At 65.2% G+C, this 22,739-nt stretch carries 26 protein-coding genes; 11 read left to right on the top strand and 15 right to left on the bottom strand.

The features are described from left to right. Positions 1-6: 6 nt before the first annotated feature. From JQ616_RS04155 to coxB, 8 genes are all read right to left on the bottom strand, one after another. A complete protein-coding gene (locus JQ616_RS04155) occupies positions 7-828 on the bottom strand; it encodes an SURF1 family protein (RefSeq protein ID WP_249136377.1) in 822 nt (273 codons plus the stop codon). Further along, the gene (locus tag JQ616_RS04160; RefSeq protein ID WP_212012417.1) at positions 825-1,211 is read right to left on the bottom strand and encodes a DUF983 domain-containing protein; all 387 of its coding nucleotides are present in this window, start codon (positions 1,209-1,211) and stop codon (positions 825-827) included. The genes JQ616_RS04155 and JQ616_RS04160 overlap by 4 nt, the downstream gene beginning before the upstream one ends. Before the next feature lie 63 nt (positions 1,212-1,274). Beyond that, complete coding sequence (locus JQ616_RS04165; protein ID WP_074129809.1) at positions 1,275-2,171, bottom strand: cytochrome c oxidase subunit 3; 897 nt, start codon at positions 2,169-2,171, stop codon at positions 1,275-1,277. 105 nt (positions 2,172-2,276) lie between these two features. Then, positions 2,277-2,906 (bottom strand): cytochrome c oxidase assembly protein, encoded by a 630-nt coding sequence (locus JQ616_RS04170; RefSeq protein WP_212012419.1) that lies wholly within the window; start codon positions 2,904-2,906, stop codon positions 2,277-2,279. A gap of 5 nt (positions 2,907-2,911) precedes the next feature. Continuing rightward, positions 2,912-3,076: a CoxF protein gene (locus JQ616_RS04175; protein WP_212012421.1), complete on the bottom strand. Its 165-nt coding sequence runs from the start codon at positions 3,074-3,076 to the stop codon at positions 2,912-2,914. A gap of 38 nt (positions 3,077-3,114) precedes the next feature. Beyond that, the gene (locus JQ616_RS04180; protein ID WP_212012423.1) at positions 3,115-4,053 is read right to left on the bottom strand and encodes a heme o synthase; all 939 of its coding nucleotides are present in this window, start codon (positions 4,051-4,053) and stop codon (positions 3,115-3,117) included. Between the two features lie 62 nt (positions 4,054-4,115). After that, a complete protein-coding gene (gene ctaD, locus JQ616_RS04185) occupies positions 4,116-5,732 on the bottom strand; it encodes a cytochrome c oxidase subunit I (protein WP_212012425.1) in 1,617 nt (538 codons plus the stop codon). 80 nt (positions 5,733-5,812) lie between these two features. Beyond that, positions 5,813-6,652, bottom strand: coding sequence for a cytochrome c oxidase subunit II (coxB, locus tag JQ616_RS04190; protein WP_212012427.1), 840 nt, complete (start codon positions 6,650-6,652; stop codon positions 5,813-5,815). A 588-nt stretch (positions 6,653-7,240) separates the two neighbouring features. On the opposite strand from coxB, the gene JQ616_RS04195 reads away from it, so the two are divergent. Beyond that, positions 7,241-7,795 (top strand): invasion associated locus B family protein, encoded by a 555-nt coding sequence (locus JQ616_RS04195; RefSeq protein ID WP_212012429.1) that lies wholly within the window; start codon positions 7,241-7,243, stop codon positions 7,793-7,795. A gap of 5 nt (positions 7,796-7,800) precedes the next feature. Here JQ616_RS04195 and JQ616_RS04200 read toward each other — a convergent pair whose 3' ends face one another. From JQ616_RS04200 to JQ616_RS04215, 4 genes are read right to left on the bottom strand one after another with little or no spacing between them, the layout of a single operon-like run. Beyond that, on the bottom strand, positions 7,801-8,295 hold the full coding sequence (locus JQ616_RS04200; protein ID WP_212012431.1) for a GNAT family N-acetyltransferase: 495 nt from the start codon (positions 8,293-8,295) through the stop codon (positions 7,801-7,803). A 45-nt stretch (positions 8,296-8,340) separates the two neighbouring features. Then, complete coding sequence (locus JQ616_RS04205) at positions 8,341-8,943, bottom strand: TlpA family protein disulfide reductase (protein WP_212012433.1); 603 nt, start codon at positions 8,941-8,943, stop codon at positions 8,341-8,343. Positions 8,944-8,975: 32 nt separating this feature from the next. Then, positions 8,976-9,479, bottom strand: a complete 504-nt coding sequence (locus JQ616_RS04210) for a hypothetical protein (protein WP_212012435.1) — start codon at positions 9,477-9,479, stop codon at positions 8,976-8,978. A gap of 10 nt (positions 9,480-9,489) precedes the next feature. Further along, on the bottom strand, positions 9,490-9,882 hold the full coding sequence (locus JQ616_RS04215; RefSeq protein ID WP_212012437.1) for a DoxX family protein: 393 nt from the start codon (positions 9,880-9,882) through the stop codon (positions 9,490-9,492). Between the two features lie 130 nt (positions 9,883-10,012). Between JQ616_RS04215 and JQ616_RS04220 the strand changes: the two genes are divergently transcribed. The 5 genes from JQ616_RS04220 to JQ616_RS04240 all read left to right on the top strand — a co-directional run bounded on the left by JQ616_RS04220 (position 10,013) and on the right by JQ616_RS04240 (position 13,854). Further along, entirely contained in the window at positions 10,013-10,465 is a 453-nt protein-coding gene (locus tag JQ616_RS04220; protein ID WP_212012439.1) for a winged helix-turn-helix transcriptional regulator, read from the top strand. A gap of 273 nt (positions 10,466-10,738) precedes the next feature. Next, positions 10,739-12,163: a metalloprotease TldD gene (tldD, locus tag JQ616_RS04225; RefSeq protein ID WP_212012441.1), complete on the top strand. Its 1,425-nt coding sequence runs from the start codon at positions 10,739-10,741 to the stop codon at positions 12,161-12,163. Next, entirely contained in the window at positions 12,163-12,933 is a 771-nt protein-coding gene (gene lepB, locus JQ616_RS04230) for a signal peptidase I (protein ID WP_212012443.1), read from the top strand. The genes tldD and lepB overlap by 1 nt, the downstream gene beginning before the upstream one ends. 10 nt (positions 12,934-12,943) lie before the next feature. Continuing rightward, on the top strand, positions 12,944-13,291 hold the full coding sequence (locus JQ616_RS04235; protein ID WP_212012444.1) for an MmcQ/YjbR family DNA-binding protein: 348 nt from the start codon (positions 12,944-12,946) through the stop codon (positions 13,289-13,291). Then, positions 13,288-13,854 carry a nucleotidyltransferase family protein gene (locus JQ616_RS04240; protein WP_212012445.1) on the top strand — a complete coding sequence of 189 codons (567 nt, stop codon included), beginning with the start codon at positions 13,288-13,290 and terminating at the stop codon, positions 13,852-13,854. Before JQ616_RS04235 ends, JQ616_RS04240 begins: the two co-directional genes overlap by 4 nt. Before the next feature lie 142 nt (positions 13,855-13,996). On the opposite strand, the gene JQ616_RS04245 is transcribed toward JQ616_RS04240, so the two are convergent. From JQ616_RS04245 to JQ616_RS04255, 3 genes are all read right to left on the bottom strand, one after another. Next, positions 13,997-14,551 carry a PAN domain-containing protein gene (locus JQ616_RS04245; RefSeq protein ID WP_212012446.1) on the bottom strand — a complete coding sequence of 185 codons (555 nt, stop codon included), beginning with the start codon at positions 14,549-14,551 and terminating at the stop codon, positions 13,997-13,999. A gap of 143 nt (positions 14,552-14,694) precedes the next feature. Continuing rightward, positions 14,695-16,065 carry a glutamate--cysteine ligase gene (locus JQ616_RS04250; RefSeq protein WP_212012447.1) on the bottom strand — a complete coding sequence of 457 codons (1,371 nt, stop codon included), beginning with the start codon at positions 16,063-16,065 and terminating at the stop codon, positions 14,695-14,697. A 93-nt stretch (positions 16,066-16,158) separates the two neighbouring features. Further along, complete coding sequence (locus JQ616_RS04255; RefSeq protein WP_212012448.1) at positions 16,159-16,671, bottom strand: MarR family winged helix-turn-helix transcriptional regulator; 513 nt, start codon at positions 16,669-16,671, stop codon at positions 16,159-16,161. Between the two features lie 130 nt (positions 16,672-16,801). Here JQ616_RS04255 and gstA point away from each other — a divergent pair, with 130 nt between their 5' ends. The 5 genes from gstA (at position 16,802) to JQ616_RS04280 (ending at position 22,512) form a co-directional block, all read left to right on the top strand. Continuing rightward, positions 16,802-17,419 (top strand): glutathione transferase GstA, encoded by a 618-nt coding sequence (gstA, locus tag JQ616_RS04260; protein WP_212012449.1) that lies wholly within the window; start codon positions 16,802-16,804, stop codon positions 17,417-17,419. A 219-nt stretch (positions 17,420-17,638) separates the two neighbouring features. Next, positions 17,639-18,859 (top strand): hypothetical protein, encoded by a 1,221-nt coding sequence (locus tag JQ616_RS04265; RefSeq protein ID WP_212012450.1) that lies wholly within the window; start codon positions 17,639-17,641, stop codon positions 18,857-18,859. Positions 18,860-18,957: 98 nt separating this feature from the next. Continuing rightward, positions 18,958-20,748, top strand: a complete 1,791-nt coding sequence (locus tag JQ616_RS04270) for a type I secretion system permease/ATPase (protein WP_212012452.1) — start codon at positions 18,958-18,960, stop codon at positions 20,746-20,748. Continuing rightward, complete coding sequence (locus tag JQ616_RS04275; RefSeq protein WP_212012454.1) at positions 20,741-22,033, top strand: HlyD family type I secretion periplasmic adaptor subunit; 1,293 nt, start codon at positions 20,741-20,743, stop codon at positions 22,031-22,033. The genes JQ616_RS04270 and JQ616_RS04275 overlap by 8 nt, the downstream gene beginning before the upstream one ends. A 170-nt stretch (positions 22,034-22,203) precedes the next feature. Beyond that, on the top strand, positions 22,204-22,512 hold the full coding sequence (locus JQ616_RS04280) for a hypothetical protein (protein ID WP_249136380.1): 309 nt from the start codon (positions 22,204-22,206) through the stop codon (positions 22,510-22,512). Positions 22,513-22,739: the final 227 nt, after the last annotated feature.

Below are 22,739 nucleotides of genomic sequence, written 5' to 3' on the forward strand. Positions count from 1 at the left end.
CTCGTCTCAACCCGCCCAGCGCCGCTGGCCGCGCCACCACAGACCAAACGCGATCGTGACCGCGGCAGCCAGCGAGAACCAGGTGATGGCGTATTGCATGTGGTCGTCCTTGAGCCGCACCTTGAGCGGGCCAGGTTTGGGCGTGCCGCTGTCCGGCACCGGCGCCTCGAGGTCGATATAGAACGGCGCGACCTCGCCCCAGCCGAGCGCCTGCGCCATCGCGCGATGATCGCGCACGAACCACAACCGCTTCGCCGAATCTTCCTTCGGCGTCAGCCGGCCTGGCGGCTCGGGGAAGCGGATATAGCCGGTCAGCTCAACCGGCGCGCCGGTGACGAGACGCCCAGTGACGCGATCCTCGAAGGCGCGGTCCTGCATCGTGTTCTGCACGAAGCCGGTGTTGACCACGACGGTCTCGCCGCTGGCAAGCTTCGCCGGCAGGAACGCCCAGGTGCCGGGGCCACTGACGTCGTCGCGCACCGCGGAGCCGGAGCTGAACACCATCGCGTCGGGCAGCTTCGCATAGGTCGCGGTCAGGCTGACGCGGCGGAATTCGTCCCTCGCCGAGGTCAGCGTCGGCCATGCCGAGGGCGACGGCAGTGCCTCGGTCGGCGCGGCGAGCCGGGTGTCGAGTGCGGCGATCAGCGCATGTTTCTCGACCCGGCGCTGCAATTGCCAGACGCCGAGCGCGATGAACACCGCGATCAGGATCAGCGTGAAAAGGCCGAAGCCGGCCGCGCTCGGCCGATTAGAAGCCTTTGACGCGTTTTCTTGGCGCGAACCGGTGCCAACTTCGCTGGAAAACGCTTTGTTCGTCGTGTCGTTCATTTCGGGTCGCGCTCGATCAATTGGCCTTCTGCGGCCTTGTGGTGGAATTGCAGCGCGATCAGCAGCGCCTTCATCGAACGCAGCGGCAGGATCGTGGTCACCAGGATCAACGGCAGCCACAGCGCGGCGTGGACCCAGAACGGCGGCTGGTACTTCACCTCGACGATCAGCGCCGCCGCGACCACGATGGCGCCGGCCAGCATGATGATGAAGATCGCCGGGCCGTCGCCGGCATCGATGAAGGCGAAGTCGAGGCCGCAGGCCTGGCAGCGCGGCGCCAGGGTCAGGAAGCCGGAATAGAGCTTGCCCTTGCCGCAGCGCGGACACCGACAGGCGATGCCGCGGAGCGCGCTCTCGGTCACGGTGGGCGGGGTATCGGTCATCGGCTCTCAATCAAAAGCAAAGGGGCGGCCATCAGGCCGCCCCTTCTTAGCACGTCAGCGAAGTTAGTGTGCGCCGTGCGCCATCGACTCGGCGCCGTGGCCCCAGACGTAGATGCAGATGAACAGGAACAGCCAGACCACGTCGACGAAGTGCCAGTACCAAGCGGCGAATTCGAAGCCGAGATGCTGCTTCGGCGTGAAGTGGCCGGCATAGGCGCGGATCAGGCAGACCAGCAGGAAGATGGTGCCGACCAGCACGTGGAATCCGTGGAACCCGGTCGCCATGAAGAAGGTCGCGCCATAGACGTTGCCGCCGAACGAGAACGTCGCATGGGCGTACTCATAGGCCTGCACGCAGGTGAAGCAGGCGCCGAGGATCACGGTGAGGATCAGGCCCTGCTTGAGGCCCTGGCGATCATTCTCCAGCAGCGCGTGGTGAGCCCAGGTAACGGTGGTGCCCGAGGTCAGGAGCAGCAGCGTGTTGAGCAGCGGCAGATGCCAGGGATCGAAGGTCTCGATGCCGTGCGGCGGCCAGGTGCCGGGGACGGAGCAGGCGCCCATCGCGGTGCCGGCACCGCAGCCGAACACCGCATCGCGCGTGGCGTGCACCGCATCGGCCGGGAACAGCGCGGAGTTGAAGAAGGCCCAGAACCAGGCGACGAAGAACATCACCTCGGAGGCGATGAACAGGATCATGCCGTAGCGGTGGCTGATCTGCACCACGCGGGTGTGGTCGCCCTTGTACTGGGCTTCCTTGATCACGTCGCCCCACCAGCTGGCCATGGTGTAGAGCACGCCGATGGTGCCGATGCCGAACACGATCGGCGCGGCGGAGTACATGTGGTGCATCCAGCCGATCGCGCCGAACGCCATGATGAAGGCCGAGATCGAGCCGACCACCGGCCACGGGCTCGGGTCGACGAGATGATAGTCGTGATGCTTGACTTGCGCCTCAGCCATTGCCGTCTCTCCATTCGCGTGCCGCAAGGCACGTCTTAATCTTTAATTCCAATCTCATCGCATGATCTTCTCGGAAAACCGGTCTCGACTTTTCCGGATCATGCGCTAGCCGCCCTTGCGCTGCTCCGCCTCGCCGGCCGCCACGGGCTTCGGCGTCGCGTCGCGCACTGGGAAGAAGGTGTAGGACAAAGTGATCGTCTTCAGCGTGTCGTTCTCGCTGTCCTTGGCCAGCGCCGGATCGACATAGAACACCACGGCCATCTCGCGCTTTTCGCCCGGGGCCATGGTCTGCTCGGTGAAGCAGAAGCAGTTGATCTTCTGGAAATAGGAGCCGACCGTCAGCGGCGCGACGTTATAGGCGGCCTGACCGGTGGTGGTGCGCGCCGACTGGTTGGTCACGGTGTAATAGACCGTGACGACCTGGCCGATCTTGACGTCGATCGTGGTCTGCTCGGCCTCGAACTTCCAGGGCAGCCCCGGCGCGACGTTGGAATCGAAGCTGACCGCGATGGTGCGCTCGAGTGGCGCATCCGAAGGCAGCGAAGTCGCGACTTGGGTGGTGCCGTTGAAGCCGGTGGTGCGGCAGAACCAGTTGTAGAACGGCACGGCGGCGTAGGACGCGCCGAGCATCAGCACCACGACGAAGCCGCAGATCGAGGCGACCATGGCGTCGCGGGTCAGCGTGCGGCGCGCGACCTTGGCGCCCTCACTTTGCTGCGGTCCCTGGTTCGCCATCTCGCTCACAGCGGCCGCACCAGCACGGCTGGCCCCTTGACGAGGGTGACGGCGAAGAACAGCACGACCATGACGCCGAGCGCGAGCGCAATGGCGATCGAGCGCTGGCGGCGGCTCTTGAGCTGCGCCTCAGTGAGGACGATGCCTTCTGGTTCGTTCTTGTCGTCCATTGGTATCCCGTGCGCCCCCATCTCGCCCCCCGGCGTCCCTACCCGATGAAGACGGGCAGGATCGCGCGGACCACGACCTCCGCGAGGAGGACGGCGAACAGCGCGAACAGATAAAGGATCGAGAAGGCGAACAGCCGGCGCGTGGCGCGGTTGGCCGCAACGCCTTCACGGCGGCGATAGACTTCAATGGCGAGCCACAGCATGCCGGCGCCGAGCACCAGCGAGGTGACGCCGTAGATCGCATCGAAATACCCCAGCGGCCACGGCGCCAGCGCAATTGCGACCAGCACGATGGTGTAGAGCAGGATCTGCAGCCGGGTCGCGTCGGGACCGGCGACCACCGGCAGCATCGGAATGCCGGCGCGCGCATAGTCGTCGCTGCGGAACAGCGCCAGCGCCCAGAAATGCGGCGGGGTCCAGAAGAAGATGATGAGGAACAGCAGGATCGGCTCGACCGAGAGCGAGCCGGTCGCAGCGGCCCACGCCACCACCGGCGGCAGCGCGCCGGCGGCGCCGCCGATCACGATGTTCTGCGCGGTCCAGCGCTTCAGCAGCATCGTGTAGATCACGGCGTAGAAGAAGATGGTGAAGGCGAGCAGCGCGCCCGCCACCCAGTTGACCAGGATACCGAGCGTCATCACCGAGAAGAAGGCGAGCGTCAGGCCGAAGGCAGCCGCCTCGGCCTGGGTGATGCGGCCGCGCGGGATCGGGCGGTTCGCGGTCCGCGACATCAACGCATCGACATCGCTCTCATAGGCCATGTTGAGCGCGCCGGAGGCGCCGGCGCCGACCGCGATGCACAGGATCGAGGTGAAGGCCAGCACCGGATGCACATGCACCGGCGCGATCATCAGCCCGACCAGCGCGGTGAAGATCACCAGCGACATCACGCGCGGCTTCAACAGCGCGATGTAGTCGCCCACTTCGGCCTCGGAGATCCGGGGCAGCTCAATGGCGTTGTGATCGACAACCGACAAGATCAGGTCTCACTTCTCTTAAAAGGCGCGGCGCACCCAGGGTGCGCCGCGTTATCTTGGACTTACTGCACGCGGGGCAGCACTTCGAACTGGTGGAACGGCGGCGGCGAGGTCAGCGTCCACTCCAGCGTGGTCGCACCGGCACCCCACGGATTGTTCGCGGCCTGCTCCTTGCGGACGAAGGCATCGATCACGCCGTAGATGAAGATCAGCACGCCGAAGCCGGAGATGTAGGAACCGTACGAAGAAATCAGGTTCCAGCCGGCGAACGCATCCGGATAGTCGACGTAGCGGCGCGGCATACCCGACAGGCCGAGGAAATGCTGCGGGAAGAACACCAGGTTGACGCCGACGAAGGTGAACCAGAAGTGCGCCTTGGCGATCTTCTCCGAGTACATGTAGCCGAACATCTTCGGGAACCAGTAGTACCAGCCGGCGAAGATGCCGAACACGGCGCCAAGCGACAGCACGTAGTGGAAGTGCGCCACCACGTAGTAGGTATCCTGCAGCACGCGGTCGACGCCGGCATTGGCCAGCACGACGCCGGTGACGCCGCCGACGGTGAACAGGAAGATGAAGCCGACGGCCCAGATCATCGGCGCCTTGAACTCGATCGAGCCGCCCCACATCGTGGCGATCCACGAGAAGATCTTCACGCCGGTCGGCACCGCGATCACCATCGTGGCGGCGACGAAATAGGCCTGCGTCGCCGACGACATGCCGACGGTGTACATGTGGTGCGCCCACACCACGAAGCCGATGCCGCCGATCGCGACCATGGCGTAGGCCATGCCGAGATAGCCGAACACCGGCTTGCGCGAGAAGGTGGAGACGATCTGGCTGACCATGCCGAACGCGGGCAGGATCAGGATGTACACTTCGGGGTGACCGAAGAACCAGAACAGATGCTGGAACAGCACCGGGTCGCCACCGCCGTCAGCCGCAAAGAAGGTGGTACCGAAATTGCGGTCGGTCAGCAGCATGGTGATCGCACCGGCGAGCACCGGCAGCGACAGCAGCAGCAGGAACACCGTCACCAGGATCGACCACACGAACAGCGGCATCTTGTGCAGGGTCATGCCCGGCGCGCGCATGTTGAAGATCGTGGTGATGAAGTTGATGGCACCGAGGATCGACGACGCACCGGCGAGATGCAGCGACAGGATCGCGAAATCGACCGCGGGGCCCGGATGGCCCGAGGTCGACAGCGGCGCGTACATCGTCCAGCCCGCACCGACGCCGTTGGCGCCCGGCTCACCCTCGACGAAGGTGGAGAGCAGCAGCAGCGCAAACGAGGCCGGCAGCAGCCAGAACGAGATGTTGTTCATGCGCGGGAACGCCATGTCGGGCGCACCGATCATCAACGGCACCATCCAGTTGCCGAACCCGCCGATCATCGCCGGCATGACCATGAAGAAGATCATGATCAGACCGTGCGAGGTCACGAACACGTTATAAGTGTGCGTCTCGTGGAATATCTGGACGCCCGGGTACATCAACTCGGCACGGATCGCGATCGACATCGCCGCGCCGATGATGCCCGCGATCACCGCAAAGATAAGGTACATCGTACCGATATCCTTGTGGTTCGTGGAGTAGAGATAGCGCCGCCATCCGGTCGGATGGTGGGCGTGATCATCATGGGCGTGATCGTCGTGTGTCGCTGCGCCTGTCGCCATGTTCAAAATCCTGCCTTGCAGTCCCTCTCGGACCTTGCGGTCCCATCGCCCTTATCCATCCGCGCCGTAAGCGGCGAGGCTTATTGCGCCGCCTGACCAGCCGAGGCGTAGGAATTCGCCGGGTTGGTCGCAAACTTCTTCTTCGCCCCTTCAACCCAGGTCGCGAATTCCTGGTCGCTGACGACCCGGACCGCGATCGGCATGAAGGCGTGGTCCTTGCCGCACAGTTCCGAGCACTGGCCATAGAATACGCCGGTCTTGGTAGCCTTGAACCAGCTCTCGTTGAGGCGGCCGGGGATCGAGTCGATCTTGACGCCGAAGGCCGGCACCGCGAACGAGTGGATCACGTCGGCGCCGGTGGTCTGGATCCGGACCACCTTGTTGACCGGGACCACCATCTCGTTGTCGACGCCGAGCAGACGGGGCTGCTTGTCCTTGTCGAGCAGCGAATCGAACTCGAACTTGCCGTTATCCGGGTAGGCGTAGGACCAGTACCACTGCTTGCCGGTGACCTTCACGGTGAGGTCCGGCTTCGGCACGTCGAGCTCCAGGAACAACAGACGGAACGAGGGCACCGCGATGCCGACCAGGATCAGGACCGGGATCAGCGTCCAGGCCACCTCGATCAGGGTGTTGTGGGTGGTCTTGGAGGGGACCGGGTTGGCCTTGGCGTTGAACTTCACCACCACGATGATGAGCAGCGCCAGCACGAACAAGGTGATGACGGTGATCAGCACCAGCAGGAAATTGTGGAACCAGATGATGTTTTCCATCACCGGGGTCGCGCCTTCCTGCAGCGTGTGCTCCCAGGGGGCCGGCTGCCCCATTTCGGCGAAGGCCGATCCCGCGGCGACCGACGCCACACCCGCTACCGCCAACCCCAGCAATTGCCTGCCCAACCGGCCAATCGACATCTTCATGCCGCTCGCGCTCCCTTGCATTATTCCCCAAAGCACCTCCGGCATGTGGCCGGAAATGCAGCACGATCCGCCCTGACAAACGGCCTTCCGGACATACCCGTCTCTGAGTCAAGGTGGGTACGGGAGCCAGATCGCTAGAACGCGTCGAAATCCAGCCTCTCAAACCATAATTCTCAGGCGCTCGCAATGCAGTAGTAGGGCCGAAAGCCATGCGCCTGCGATGAACCTGCCGATTGCGATTTTTCCCGCAAAATCAAGCGAAAGCCCTTGGACCAATTGTCCACCCTGCTTGACAGGGAGATTGCCGGATGTACCCACAGGCGGGTGCTCCACAGGAACCTGATTCGCTGCGGGCTGCCGCAATCCGGCGCGGGAATGGCTTCAAGATCGCCTTCAAGGCGCCGTCATTGCGGTATCAGTCGGCTCACGAGCATGATCCGGAACAGGGACCGCCGGCTTTGCGAAAAGATCATGCTCAAACAAAGAGATGAGATCACGATGCGATATTTGCAGGCGCATCCTGATCGGGCGTGCTAGCGGCGGCCGGGCGGACGGCCGGACCGACCGAACATCAAAGGATCGACCCGGATGGGCGCTTCGAACATTCAGGCCAGACATTTGCGGGCAAGAGATTTGCGTTTGACGGTGGCCGGCTGGCTCGGCGGCCTCATGATTCTGGCCTGTTCTCTCGGCCTGACCCAGACCGCGCACGCCCAGGGCGCGGTGCGCTCGGTCCATGGCGACTGGCAGATCCGCTGCGACACCCCGCCGGGCGCTCAGGCCGAGCAATGCGCCCTGATCCAGAGCGTGGTCGCCGAAGACCGCTCCAATGCCGGCCTGACCGTGATCGTGCTGAAGACCGCCGACCAGAAGAGCCGCCTGATGCGCGTGGTCGCCCCGCTCGGCGTGCTCTTGCCCTCCGGCCTCGGCCTGAAACTCGACAATCAGGACGTCGGCCGCGCCGGTTTTGTCAGATGCCTGCCCAATGGCTGCGTCGCCGAGGTCGTGATGGACGACAAGCTGCTCGGCCAGTTGAAGAACGCCAAGACCGCGACGTTCATCATCTTCGAGACGCCGGAAGAAGGTATCGGCTTTCCGCTCAGCCTGAATGGCTTGGCGGAGGGCTATGACAAATTGCCCTAGGCAAACTAGAGCAGTACGCCCATCACCAAGAGGTCGCCATAGACGCCATCGACGCAAACATCGTCGCGCAGGCGGCCTTCGAACTCAAAGCCGACCTTCCGGTACAGCGCGACCGCATTGGCGTTCTCGACCCGCACCGTCAATTCCACGCGGTGAAATCCGAACTGCCTAGACGCGGCGAGGGCCTGCTGGATCAACCTTAGCCCAAGCCCCTGCCCCCGGAAGGCCAACAGCAGGCCCATCCCGAGAATGCCGACATGGGCATGGATCGGCCTGGCCTTGGGCCTGACGTCGCACCAGCCGACCACCTCGTTGTCCCTGAGCGCAACGAACTGCGGAAAGCCATGGTCGATGTTGTCGCGAATGAACGCCCGCGTCGCTTCGGCCGGCGGCGCCTCAAGAAACGACAGATAGCGCCGTTCCCGCGCAACGGTGTCGAGGGCGCGGTGAAAACCCTCGGCATGCTCTTCGCGGATCGGAACGATTTCGACCGTGTTCATGGTCTTGCCAGCGTATTGGACCGTATGACGCGGAGCAAATCCGGCTCACCGCCCACCCCCTGCATAATAGTCAAACAGCCCGCTCGCCTCCGCGGACAGCCAGTCCGCCTCACCTGTCATGTAGCCCTCGACCTGACCGGTGATACCGATCAGGAATGAGATCGGCATGCCGTAGAGCGCGAATGGCGTGTCGACTTCGGCGGCGTCGACGCGGGAGACGAGTCCGCCGGGATCGTAGCCGATCGTGAGGCGACGGAGCTTGAGCGCTTTGACGTAAGGCGGCACCAGCGCGCGGTTGCGATCGGTGCTAATCGAGACGACGGCGAGGTCGCTGCGGCCGCTGGAGGCGAGGCGGTCGAGCATCGGCAGCTCGGTGCGGCACGCCGCGCACCAGGTGGCCCAGAAGTTCACCAGCACCAGTTTGCCCTTGAACGCGGTGAGATCGAGCGCGCCGCCGGCGAGCGCGGGGATCGCAACCGGCGGCACCGGGCGAGCGCCTTCGACTTGCGTGAACTGGTGGCGGATGGTGCCGAATTGCGGCGGTCCCGATGCGGCGCGCACCGGTGTTGCCGGCATCGCGAGCGAGGCGCCGGCGCCGAGCATGCCGGCAACAACGGCGCGGCGCGTGGGCGCGCGAACAGAAGTCATGTCGGGTTCTCCCCTTGTACGATCCGCATCGCTCACGACCGGATGTAGGACCAGCCAGCTTCCTGCAATTCGATGATGTGTCCGGGCCCGTTCGGCACCAGATCGACATTATCGAGCAGCACCAGCGGATGTCCCTCGACGCGTTCCATGCCGAGCTTGGTGGCTTCGCAGACCACGAAGCGGATGTCGGGCGTCAGCCCGCGCACCACCCGCAACATGTCCTTCACCGGCGAGGTATCGACGCGCAGCATGTGAACGCCTGCATTGTAGGCGACGACCTCGATCTCGAACGGCTCGTTGCGCTCCCGATAATATTTCGGGAGGTTGAGCGCGGTCGAGATCAGCGCCCGCATCACGGTCGGATCGTCCGAGTTGATCGGCAGCACCACATGATGCACCCGCGGCTCGGGCTTCTTCGGTTCGGGCTTGGAGACCGCCGCGACCGAACCGGTGAGCAGCAAGGTCACGGCGAACGGGACCGCGAAGGCCAGCACCAGCCCCGCGGTCAGCGTCAGGATGCGGCGAGAGATGCGCATCGCGGCCACCTCACGGCGCGCTCGCAAGCAGGGCGAACTGGCTGCGCTTGGCGTAGGCGACGATCGCGCTCAAGGCCAGCAGCACCAGCGCCGGCACCGGCGAGCCGCCGATCACGAACAGATGGCTCATGGTGGCGCCGACCATGATGCAGCTCAGCAGCACGCCGCCGAAGGCTGCGACCGGGGGCAGCAGGATCAGGATCGCGCCGATGATCTCCAGCGATCCGGTGAAATAGCGGAACCACTGGCCGAGCCCGATATGCTCGAATTCCTCGACCAGCGTCGGCACGCCGTAGAACTTGGCGGCGCCCGCGGCGGCAAAGGCCAGAGCGAGCAATCCCCTGACGACCCAGAGGCTGACGGATTTCCAGCGCGCCGGCGCAGCGGCAACAGCAACTGACATTGATGACTCCCCAATTGTTCGCATCGGCCGCGCGGCCACCCGCCCCTTCGGCGGCTGGCCCGCGGCTTCCGGTGCACTAAATTCGGGAGTAAGATGAAAAGAACAAGTAGGATGCTTTTTGTGAGGTAGTATGAAAAAACTGACTATTGAGCCTGCCGAGCCTCCGGCGGCGTCCGAGCCGTGCAATGGCGACCTGTCGGCGCAATTTCACCGCGCGCTGTCGGTGCTGGCCGGGAAATGGAAGGGCGACATCCTGTGGCAACTGGTCGACCGCAAGCGCCGGTTCGGCGAGCTGCGGCAGTCGATCCCCGGCGTGACCCAGCACATGCTGACCACGCAATTGCGCGATCTCGAGGCCAACGGCCTGGTCAAACGCACGGTCTATCCCGAGGTGCCGCCGCGGGTGGAATACGAGATGACGCCGTCGGCCAAGGCGCTCAAACCGGTGTTCGACGAGCTCTACCGGTGGGCGCAGGAGCACGGCTTCCCGACCTCGACGGGCAGCACCGCGCAGCCGGCGCCATCGAGCGATGCGGCCGAGCCGGAAGATCCGCCGCGCAAAGCGGGGCGGCAGGCCAGGTGATGACGACAAGGTGAGGATGGCGCGGGGCTGCCGTGACCGCCGTCATGGCCGCAGGCCCTCCCGATTTGCCACCCCAAGCACTATGTTGAGCCATAGCCCTCCGGGCCTGAAAGAGGACCGGCGCAGGTTTCCGGGTTGTAAGATGAGTTTTCCGCTCGTCTCTGCTTCAATCGGCCGGAAATCCCTGCGTCCGGGTTCCCCACTGGCAATCAGTTGCGCTTCAGGCAAGGATGACACGGAACGCCCAAGGAATCGCATTGCGTCGGAGTGACCATGACCAATCCCGCCACGACCTCCCTGCTCGACCGCGCCAATCTGGACCGCGATGCCGTCCGCCGCGAGGTGACGCGCGGCCTTGAGGGCGCCGACGACGGCGAGCTGTTCCTGGAGTACGGGCAGACCGAGGCGCTGGTGTTCGACAATGGAAGGCTGAAGCAGGCGACCTATGACACCTCGCAGGGCTTTGGCTTGCGCGCCGTCAAGGACGACGCGGTCGGCTATGCGCATTCCTCCGACGTCTCGATCCCGGCGCTGATCCGCGCCGCGGATGCGGTTGCCGCCGTGCGCGGCGGCTACGCGGGGACTTTCTCCGCGGCGCCGGCCCACACCAATGTCAGACTTTATGGGGACGAGAATCCGCTCGACGGCCCGGCGTTCGAGGCAAAAGTAAAACTGCTCGGCGAGATCGACGCCTATGTCCGGGACAAGGACCCGCGGGTGCGGCAGGTCTCGGCCAGCCTCACCGCGACCTGGCAGGTCGTGGAGATCCTGCGGCCCGACGGCGAGAGCTATCGGGACATCCGCCCGCTGGTGCGCGTCAACATCTCGGTCGTCGCCGGCCAGGGCGACCGCCAGGAAAGCGGCAGCAAGGGCTATGGCGGCCGCGAGGGCTATGCCCGCTTCATCGAGACCAAGGCCTGGCGCGATGCCGCCGACGGCGCGCTGCGCGAGGCGCTGGTCAATCTCGAATCGGTGCCGGCACCGGCCGGCGAGATGGACGTGGTGTTAGGGGCCGGCTGGCCCGGCGTGATGCTGCATGAGGCGGTCGGCCACGGGCTCGAGGGCGATTTCAACCGCAAGCAGACGTCGGCCTTTGCAGGCTTGATGGGCCAGCAGGTCGCGGCCAAGGGCGTCACCGTGGTCGATGACGGCACCATGGCCTCGCGCCGCGGCTCGCTGTCGATCGATGACGAGGGCACGCCGACCAACCGCACCGTGCTGATCGAGGACGGCATCCTGGTCGGCTACATGCAGGACCGCCAGAACGCCCGCCTGATGGGCATGAAGCCGACCGGCAACGGACGGCGCCAGAGCTACGCCCATGTGCCGATGCCGCGCATGACCAACACCTACATGCTGTCGGGCGACCGCGACCCGGCCGAGATCATCGCCTCGGTGAAGAACGGCATGTATGCCGCCAATTTCGGCGGCGGCCAGGTCGACATCACCTCGGGCAAATACGTGTTCCAGTGCACCGAGGCCTACAAGATCGAGAACGGCAAGCTCGGCGCGCCGCTGAAGGGCGCCATGCTGATCGGCAACGGGCCGACCGATCTCCACAGGATCACCATGATCGGCAACGATCTTGCGCTGGATACGGGAATCGGCACCTGCGGCAAGAACGGCCAGGGCGTGCCGGTCGGCGTCGGCCAGCCGACGCTCAGGATGGAACGGATTACGGTCGGAGGAACGGGCTAGTGAGCAGCGGAAACGAAGTCGTGGCGGCCAAGCAAACCAGCTGGCGCGGGCAGGCCGTGCAACTGGCCGCGATCGTGGCCGTCGTGTTCCTCGCCAAGGGCGCGATCGCCGAGCCGTTCTACGTGCCGTCGGGCTCGATGGAGCCGACGCTCTTGATCGGCGACGCGCTGGTCGCCTCGAAATTCCCCTATGGCTACGGCGCAGCGTCGCTGCCGATCCAGATCACGCTGCCGGAGACCGGTCGGCTGTTCGGCGAGACGCCGAAGCGCGGCGATGTCGTCGTGTTCCGCTGGCCGGGCGACCGCTCGCAGGCCTGGGTCAAGCGCGTGGTCGGCCTGCCCGGTGACCGCATCCAGATGCGGCAGGGCCAGCTCTTCATCAACGATCATCCGGCGGCGCTGAAGCCCGACGGCACCGGCTTTGCCGAGGACGATCGCGGCGGCGGCGAGGACGCCTACCGCTACATCGAGACGCTGCCGAACGGCGTCAGCCACGCGATCTTCAAGATCCGCGACAATGGCCGGCTCGACAACACCGCCGAAGTGACGGTGCCGCCGGGCCAGTTGTTCGTGCTCGGCGACAACAGGGACAATTCCGCCGACAGCCGCGTGCCGGTGCGCGACGGCGGCGTCGGCCTGCTGCCGATCGACAATCTGATCGGCCGCGCCGATGCGGTGGTCGGCTCCTGGGACATGGGCATCCGCAGCCAGCCGGTCTGGACCTGGCTCTCCGGCTTCCGCCTCGCCCGGTTCTTCACCTCGGTGCAGTGAGCAAGCCAACGTGACCTTCGACGACGTCAGGACCCTGGTGCTGGCGTGGCCGGAGGTTGAGGACGGCTCGTCCTACGGCACGCCGGCACTGAAGGTGCGCAAGAAGATGCTGGTGCGGCTCAAGGAAGACGGCGACAGCCTGGTGATCCTGGGCGTGCCGCCCGACGAGCGCGACATGCTGGTCGAGAGCCAGCCCAAGGTGTTCTACTTCACCGATCACTACCGCGATTATCCGATCGTGCTGATCCGCCTGTCGAAGGCAAAGCGCTCGACCGTCGAGCCGCTGCTGCGCCGGCACTGGCGCACGCTGGCATCGAAGAAGGCGGTCAGGGATTTCGACGCGACCGCTTCGTCGTGACTGAGGACGAATTCCTCGCCGCGGCGCTGCGCAACCCGGTCAATCCAGCGATCATCGACGAGCTGCATCGTCTCGCTTTGCCTGATGCCTGGCTGGTGGCCGGGTGCCTGGTGCAGAGCGTGTGGAATGTGCTGACGAAGCGGCCGCTCGATCACGGCATCAACGACTACGACGTGTTCTATTTCGATCCGGATACGTCGTGGGAGGCCGAGGACGCGGTCATCCGCGAGCTCACGGCGCGGCTCGGCCATCTCGGCGCCGCGATCGAGGTCCGCAACCAGGCCCGCGTCCATCTCTGGTATCCCGGCAAGCACGGCGTGCCCTACCCTGCGCTGTCGCGTTCGACCGACGGCATCGATCGCTTCCTCAGCGCGAACGTGCAGATCGGTATCCGCCGCAGCGCTGATGGCTACGACGTCTATGCGCCGAAAGGCTTCGGCGATATCGCCGGCATGATCGTGCGGCCGAACCGGACCGCGAATTTTTCGGCAGCGAATTATGCGGCAAAGGTCGCGCGGTGGAAGACGCTGTGGCCGGAGATCACGGTGATCGAGGCGGACTAGCCGTCGTCCCTGCGAAAGCAGGGACCCATACTCCGCGGCAGATGTGGTGAATGGGACTCGTCGTGCCAGCGGTGTGAAAACAACCAACATCTGTGGTTATGGGTCCCTGCTTTCGCAGGGACGACAGATGTATGTGCGGCGCCTATCGCACCACGCCCGACGTGAACCCTGCCTTGCGGCGCGGCGGCTTGATCTCTTTCTTCAGGAAGCAATGCGCGTCGCGGCCGGCATAGCCGGGCCGGGCGTAGGTCCAGGCGCGGCACTTGTTGTCGGCGGTGCAGGCGGCCTGGCAGGCTGCATCACCGTCGCTGCTCTTCAGCTCGAAATTCTTGTAGTCGCCGCCGAGCCGGTCGATCGAGGTCTCGATGGCGCCGTTGCGGGGTTCGACCACGCCGGCACCGCGCACCCCGGAGACGCAGCAGACGTCCGACACCCGCGGCGGCACGGTGTTCTTCAGCCAGCACACCGCGCCATTGTTGGTGTCGGTCGGATAGTTGAAGCTCCAGGCCCGGCAGCGACGGTCGCGCTCGCAGGTCAGCGCGCAATCGGCCGGATCGCCGGTCGAGACCGGCGCGTTCGAATAGTCGCCGCCGGGACGGTCGAAATTGGTCTGCGCCAATGCCGGGCGCGCGACCACCGCGGCCGCAAAAACCGCGAACATCACCACACACGCCCTAAAGAGGCGGCCTATCCCCATGAGATTGCTTTCAAATTCGCGCAGCCCCGCGCATTCCACGGGGCGTCATTTGAACGCCATGAACCTGTACGGCTGATGAACGGCGGGTGCGACACCCCCGCCGTCCACCCGCGTTTCGGGGCCGCGATCCGGCCTGATGGGGATTAGAAGGCGTACTCCTGATAGACCGGTTCCACCGAGCCCTTCCAGGGGCCGTTGAACTTCTCCAGCATCTCCTCTGCCGGCGAGCGGCCGGCCTCGATGATGCGCTCGAGCGGTTCGAGGAAGCGGCTCTCGTCGCGTCCGAGATGGTCGATCCGGCCGCGCCGCCGCAATCCGGCGTGCGACAGGATCAGGCACTCCTTGGCGATCTCGAACAGATAGCGGTCCTTGATCCGCGCCTTGAAACCGAAGCGCGGCACGTCGTCACGCAGCGCCTGCCGCTCCGGCGCGGTCCAGTGCCGGACGATGTCCCAGGCGGCATCGAGGCTGTCATTGTCGTAGAGCAGACCAACCCAGAACGCCGGCAGCGCCGGCAGCCGGCCCCACGGCACGCCGTCGGCGCCGCGCATCTCGAGGTAACGCTTCAGCCGCACCTCGGGGAAGATGGTCGAGAGATGATTGGCCCAGTCCGACAGGGTCGGGCGCTCGCCGGGGAAGGCGGCATTCTTGCCGGCGAAGAAATCGCGGAACGAGGAGCCCGCGACGTCGATATATTCGTCGCCGCGCTTGACGAAATACATCGGCACGTCGAGCGCGTAGTCGACATAGCGCTCATAGCCCATGCCGTCCTCGAAGGCGAACGGGATCATGCCCGAGCGCGCATTGTCGGTATCGCGCCAGATCTCGGAGCGGAACGACAGGAAGCCGTTCGGCTTGCCTTCCGTGAACGGCGAATTGGCGAACAGCGCGGTCGCGATCGGCTGCAACGCCAGCGACACCCGCAGCTTCTTCACCATGTCGGCTTCGGACGAGAAGTCGAGATTGGTCTGCACCGTGCAGGTCCGGAACATCATGTCGAGGCCGTATTTGCCGACCTTCGGCATGTAGTTTCGCATGATCTTGTAGCGCCCCTTGGGCATCACGGGGATCTGCTCCCGCGACCATGAGGGCGTCATGCCCAGGCCGAGGAAGCCGATCCCGAGCGGGGTCGCGATCTCGCGCACCTGCGCCAGATGCGCCATCAATTCCGACTGGGTCTGATGCACGCTCTCGACCGGCGCGCCCGACAATTCGAACTGCCCGCCCGGCTCGAGCGAAATCGCCCCGCCGCCGGTGACGTCATAGAGCCCGATGATATTGCCGCGCTCCATGATCGGCTCCCAGCCGAGCAAGAGCTTCATGCCCTCAAGCAGCGCGCCGATGCCCTTGGCGCCTTCATAGGGCACGGGCTGGTGGCCCTCGAGGGTGAACGGGGTCTTCTCGTGCTCGGTGCCGATCCGGAATTCGGACTCAGGCTTCACGCCGGCTTCAATCCACGCCACGAGTTCGTCGCGCGATTGCAGCGGCGTCATGTCGATCTGGTCACGCGCCATAGAAAATCCAACTCAAGGGCGCTTCGATCGAAGACGCGTGGTGGCAGGGACATCCGTGGGCCACAACGGCCGCGGATGATGGGATCAGGACTATCATCGGGCAGGCACGCCGTCTCGTGCGGACGCTGCCTTGGTATCGTTCTTGACGTCGTCTTTGGCGTCGCCGCAGGAGCAGCCGAGACGGTCGAGCAGACCGCACAGCCGCGCCGCATCGGCATCGGACAATTTCGAGCCGACATGCTTGTCGATCGCGGCGGAGTAGGCGCTCCACATCTTCTTCTGCAACTCGCGGCCGGCCTCGGTGATCTCGACGAACTGGCCGCGCTTGTCGATCTTGCATTCGCGCCGGGCGGCAAGCCCCTCGTCGACCAGCTTGTCGATCAGCCGCGAGGTCGAATATTGCGGGATCAGCATCTGCCGCTCGAGCTCGACCGGGCGCAGCTCGCCGGACGGCGCGCGCGACAGCTCGAGCAGGGCATCATACCAGGCGAGCGGCGGAAAGCCGGCCTTCTTCAGATCCTGCTCGACGCAGTCGAGCACCCGGCTCGGCACCCGCATCAGGCGGATCCAGGCGGCCGTCGCCTCGCTCGATAGCTTGCGTTTCATCGTCTAGTCCATAAGGTCCCGGCACCGACTGTACCGCACTGAATGCATCTGCATCAATCTTGACTATTCCATGCAGGTGCATGTAGGCAATCCCTCTCCGGACGCCAAGAACAAGGGAAGGAATACCTCCATGAAGCTTTATTACGCCCCCGGTGCCTGCTCCCTCTCCCCCCACATCGCCCTGCTCGAGGCCGGCCTGCCCTACGACCTGGTCAAGGTCGATCTGCGCGCCAAGAAGCTCGAAAACGGCGACGATTTCCTGCAAGTGAACCCCAAGGGCCAGGTGCCCGCGCTGGCGCTGGATACCGGCGAGATGGTCACCGAAGGGCCGATCATCATCCAGATGATCGCCGACCGGGTTGCTGACAGGAAGCTGGCACCGGCGCGCGACTCCAACGAGCGCTACAAGCTGCTCGAATGGCTGAACTACATCACGACCGAGCTGCACAAGAACCTCGGCCCGATGTTCTCGCCCGTGCTGTCAGACGACGCCAAGGCGTTCTTCAAGGACCGCGCCATGGGCAAGTTCAAATATGTCGAGAGCCAGCTCGCCGCACGCGAATATCTGATGGGCAACCAGTTCACGGTCGCCGACGGCTACCTCTTCACCATGATCATGTGGGCGCAGGACCGGCTCGGCTTCGACTTCTCCGGCCTGCCGAATGTGACGGCCTACAAGGCCCGCGTCGCGGCGCGCCCGAAGGTGCAGGAAGCGCTGAAGAAGGAAGGCCTGCTGAAGGCAGCCTGAGCTCTCGAGCCAGCTTCATCAGACGTGAAAGGGCCGGATCGCATCCGGCCCTTTTTTGCGTGTCCGATCGAGCTAGCCCCAAATCTGCAATTTTCAGCAGTTTGTCCGCTTCCGCGTAAGCGTGCCTTCGCCATGCCGCCAACGCCGCACCCAGGTTTCGGCAACCATTCCCGCGATCGGGCGTAGCCGGATTGCTGCCTCACCCAGCGGGAGATGCGCATGAGTAGCTCTCTATCCAGCAACGCCGCCGACCGGATGGTCGAGGTCCTGGCGGGCTCGACCGCGCTGCTGGCAAATTCCAGTGGCGGACTTTCCGACCTTCCGCTCTCGGTCACATCGGTGCTGCCTGACGACAGCACGGCCGATACGGCCGCCGTCCAGCCGGCGCACGGCCTGATCGATCCGTTGCCGGCGACGAACGCCCTGGACAGCGCGACGTCCTTGCTCGGCGACGGCGCCTCCGACCTGCCCCTGGTCGGGAGCTTGTTCAACACGAGCGACCTGCCGGCGATCGGCAATGTGTTGAACGCCGCATTGCCGGTCGAACCGGATTCGACCGCGATCACCGCATCGGGCGGAACGCTGCAACCGGTGCTCGACACCGCCGACACCGCAGTCCAGAGCGCGGTCCATTCCGCAGCCGACCTCCTGTCCCAGGCGACCGCCCTGCCCGACGCGCTGCATGGCGTCACAAATCTCGGACAGGCGATTGATCTCGGCGGCATCAGCACCATCGGGACCAGCAGTGGCGGCCACGCCAATCTGGTCGCGGACATTCTCGAAGTCCCGGGCCAGATCCTCGCCGGCAATCTCGGTGAGACGATCGCGCATCTCGGCGCTGGTATCACCGACGTGGTCCATGTCGTCTCGGGGCTAGTTGATACAGTTGTCTCCGACGTCAGTGGTCTGCTGAGCCCGGTCTCCGGGCTGGTCGGCCAACTCACGCATGGGCTGCTCGATGGCGGCCTGCTCAATCTCGGCGGCGACACCGCAGGCGGCGGTGGATTGCTCGGCGACTTGCTTGGCGGTCTCACTGGTAGCAGCAGCGGCCATTTGGCCGGCGTCACCATTGGCCCGCAGCAGCCAGGCGGACCGACGCTCGACGTCCTCGCGACGCCAACATCAAGCGATCACCACACCGCCGACGTCAGCGCGATCGACACCGGCCAGACCGGGCCGCATCTGCTCGACCTCAGCGCCCTCACCGGCGCGCATAGCCTCAACATCCCGAACCTTGGCGGCATCGGCGCCGACGGACTGGCCGGCAATCTGCTCGGCAGCCTGAACCTCAGCCTGCTCGGCGACAACGGCGCCGCCGGACACGCCGCAAGCGCGCCGGCATCAGCACCGCTGGATCTCGGCGCGGTCGGGCATGATCTGCTCTCGCCGCTCATACATGATCACGGCATCCTCGATGCGCACGGCACGCACATCCTCTGAGGCACTCACAAACCGGCGGAGGCGCGGGATCGCCGCGCCTCCGCAACTCCCTCTCCATGTCCATTGGGCATCACAGGCTTGAACATCCGCGGGGCGCGATGATCGGTCAGGGCAAACGTTTCTCCTCACTGCCGGTTGAAATCCGGGACGCGGTCACGGCCGTGCGTGGTGCGCTGGTCGCGGTCGCGATGGCGAGCGGCCTGGTCAACCTGTTGATGCTGGTCGGTCCGGTGTTCATGCTGCAGACCTATGATCGCGTGCTGCCGAGCCGCAGCATCGCAACGCTGGTGGGCCTGCTGGCGATCGCGCTGGTGCTGCTCGTGGTGCAGGCCGGCGTCGACGTGCTGCGCAGCCGGCTGCTCGCGCGCATTGCCGAGATCTTCGACGAGAGCATTCGCGGCGCCGTGTTCGACAGCGTGCAGCATGCCTCGCTGAGCCGGCCGAATGGCGACGGCCTGCAGATCATGCGCGACCTCGACACCATCAGGGGTTTTGTCGCCGGCAGCGGCCTGGTCGCGATCTTCGACCTGCCATGGACCCCGCTCTACATCATCGTCTGCACGCTGTTTCATCCGCTGATGGGGCTGGCGGTGGCCGGCGGCGCCGTGGCGCTGGCGCTGATCACGGTCGGCGCCGAGCTGTTCACGCGCGCGCCGACGCGCTCGCTGGTCGCGCTCGCCTCGTCGCGGCGGCAGATGTCGGAGACCGCGTTCCACCACGCGCCCGTCGTGCACGCGCTCGGCATGCAGCGACGGATGGGCGAATTGTGGTCGGAGCGGACGCAGGCTTACCTGAACGCGCAGCGCGTCACCTCCGATCTCACCGGCACCTTCGGCAGCGCCTCGCGCTTCCTGCGCATGATGCTGCAATCCGGCGTGCTGGCGCTCGGCGCTTATCTCGTGATCAACCAGCAGGCAACCGCCGGCGTCATGCTGGCCGCGACCATTCTCTCGATCCGCGCGCTGGCACCGATCGAGCTTGCGATCGCGAATTGGCGCAGCTTCATCGCGGTCCGCGCCAGCGTCGGCCGGCTCGCCGAAGCATTGGCGGCAGTGCCGTCGCGGCTGGCATTCACCCCGTTGCCCGCGCCGAAGAGCGAAGTCCGCGTCACCTCGATCAGCCTGACCGCGCCGGCCAGCGATGCCGTGGTGCTGCATGAGGTGAGTTTTGCGTTGCGCGCCGGCAACGCGGTCGCGGTTGTCGGCCCGAGCGGCTCGGGCAAATCGACTTTGGCGCGCGCAATGGTCGGCATCGGCGCGCCGGTGCGCGGCGTGATCCGGATCGACGGCGCCACGCTGGCGCAATGGGATCCGCTCGCGCTGGGTCCGTCGATCGGCTATTTGCCGCAGGACGTCGCACTGTTCCGCGGTACGGTCGCCGAGAACATCTCCCGCTTCGCAGCCAGCCCCGACGCCAGCAAACTGCTCGCCGCCGCGCGCGAGGCCGGCGTCCATGAATTAATCCTGCGGCTGCCTGATGGCTACGAGACTGAAGTCGGCGACGGCGGCCTGATGTTGTCGGGCGGCCAGCGCCAGCGCATTGCGCTGGCCCGCGCGCTCTATGGCGATCCGTTCCTGGTCGTGCTCGACGAGCCGAACTCGAACCTCGATTCCGAGGGCGAGCGCGCGCTGATCCACGCCATCGCGCGGGTCCGCGCCCGCGGCGGCATCGTGGTGGTGATCGCGCATCGGCCGGCGGTTCTGCAGGCGGTCGATCACATGCTGGTGCTGAACGAAGGCCGCATGCAGGCATTCGGTACGACCGCGGCGGTCTTGCCGCTGCTGGTGCCGAAGGCGCCGCAACCGACGCCGCCCACGGCCGCAGAACCGGCACCAGCCGCAGCGCGCCGCAAGCGCAAGAAGGACGTGGAGCCCCGGCAAAATGCCTAGCGCCCGGCAATCAGTCCGTCATCACATCCTGGCGGTCGCAATCGCTGCGGCATTCCTCGTTGCCAGCATCGGCATCATGGGCGCGGCAACCAAGATGTCGGGCGCGATCATCTCGCAGGGTTCGCTGGTGGTCGAATCCAGCGTCAAGAAGGTGCAGCATCCTTCCGGCGGTGTCGCCAAGACGCTTTTGGTCGAGGACGGCAGCCGCGTCGCCAAGGATGATCTGTTGATCCTGATGGACGAGACGGTGGCGCAGGCCAATCTCACCGCCGTGACCAAGAGCCTGTGGGAGCTCGAGGCACGCCGCGCGCGGCTGCAGGCCGAGCGCGACGGCAACGCCGAGATCGCATTTCCGGACAGCGTGGCATCGCTCAGTGATCCCGCAGCGCAGGCGGTCGTCTCCGGCGAGCGGCGGTTCTTCCAGCTGCGCAAGGACGCCAATGACGGGCAGAAGCAGCAGCTGAAGGAGCAGATCGCGCAGCTCAAGGAGCAGATCGGCGGCATGCAGGACCAGTTGAGCGCCAAGAAGCAGGAAGCCGATTTGATCGCCAACGAATTGACCGGCGTGCAGCAACTCTGGGAGCAACGCCTGGTCTCGCTGTCGCGTCTTTCGGCGTTGCAGCGCGATTCGGCGCGGCTGCTCGGCGAACGCGGCCAGCTCACCGCGTCGATCGCCCAGGCCAAGGGCAAGATCTCGGAGACCGAGCTGAAGATCCTGCAAGTCGATCAGGATTTCCGCTCTGGCGTCGCCAAGGAGCTCGCTGACATCCGCGCCAAATATGCCGATGCGATCGAGAAGCAGGTTACCGCGAAGGACCAGACCGAGAAGCTCGAGATCCGCGCGCCGCAGGCCGGCGTCGTGCACGATCTCACCATTCACACCCAGGGCGGCGTGATCGCGGCGGGCGAGACCATCATGACCATCGTGCCCGACCAGGACAATCTGATCGTAGAGACTCATGTTGCGCCGCAGGATATCGATCAGGTCAAGCTCGGCTCATCGGCGGTGCTGCGCTTCACCAATTTCAACCAGCGCACCACACCGGAAATCGAGGGCGAGGTCAGCCGGATCGGCGCGGACGTGTCGCGCGACGACAAGACGGCTCCGACCTATTTCCTTGTCCGCGTTGCGATTCCGCCGCCGGAGCTTGCAAAGCTCGCGACCGTGCATTTGCTGCCGGGCATGCCGGTCGAGGTGTTCATCCCGACCAGCGAGCGGACGGTGCTGTCCTATCTGATGAAGCCGCTGGCGGACCAGGTGCACCGCGCCTTCAGGGAGAAATGAGCGGTGCAAACTTTCGGCACGCGCTGGAACAAATCAAATTTAATCCGCATTCTACGGATTAAGACTAAGTCGGTGTACTTCCGGCTGAGGGCGTAGCTGTCCTTGTTCGTGCGATCCAACTGACCGACTATGACCTGCGGCGCGCCCTCCGCTCCAACTGGTCTGAAAATGTGACGATCGCCTTGACGCTTTTATTGACCAGCACGCTCGTCGGGCTGGCCACCAGTTTTTACTTTCGGGTTTGGACATTGATGCTGGTGTCGCCGCTGATCGCGGTGCTCGCGGCCATCGTGCTCCAGTCCGACGGTTATGCTTTTGCAACCGGCGCCCCGATCGTCGTCGCCTGCCTCGCCTTCAACCAGATCGCCTATCTCGCCGGCGCCTTGCTGTCGCCCGAGAATGACGGCTCAATTGCGCAAGAAATCGACGGCATTCCAGACCGCCGCCGCGAGCACAAGGTCCACAGCCAGAACGAATAGGATCAGGCCGATCCACGACGGGCCCTTGCGCCGCAACCGCAGCGGAATAAGCCGTGACGGCGACGGGAGCGAGAAGGAACGCTTGCCCGCGGCCTCAGCGGCACTGTCCTTGAGCACAACACGCATTGCACAACACCCTGCGCCTGACCGTCTTGCCGACCGTCTTGTCGATCAACCAGCAAGAGTGATGCCAGCAGCATGGTGCCAGTGGGGAGCAAGCGTGGCGG

The sequence above is a fragment of the Bradyrhizobium tropiciagri genome, from assembly GCF_018130545.1.
In the GTDB taxonomy this organism is placed as follows: Bacteria; Pseudomonadota; Alphaproteobacteria; order Rhizobiales; family Xanthobacteraceae; genus Bradyrhizobium; species Bradyrhizobium tropiciagri_A.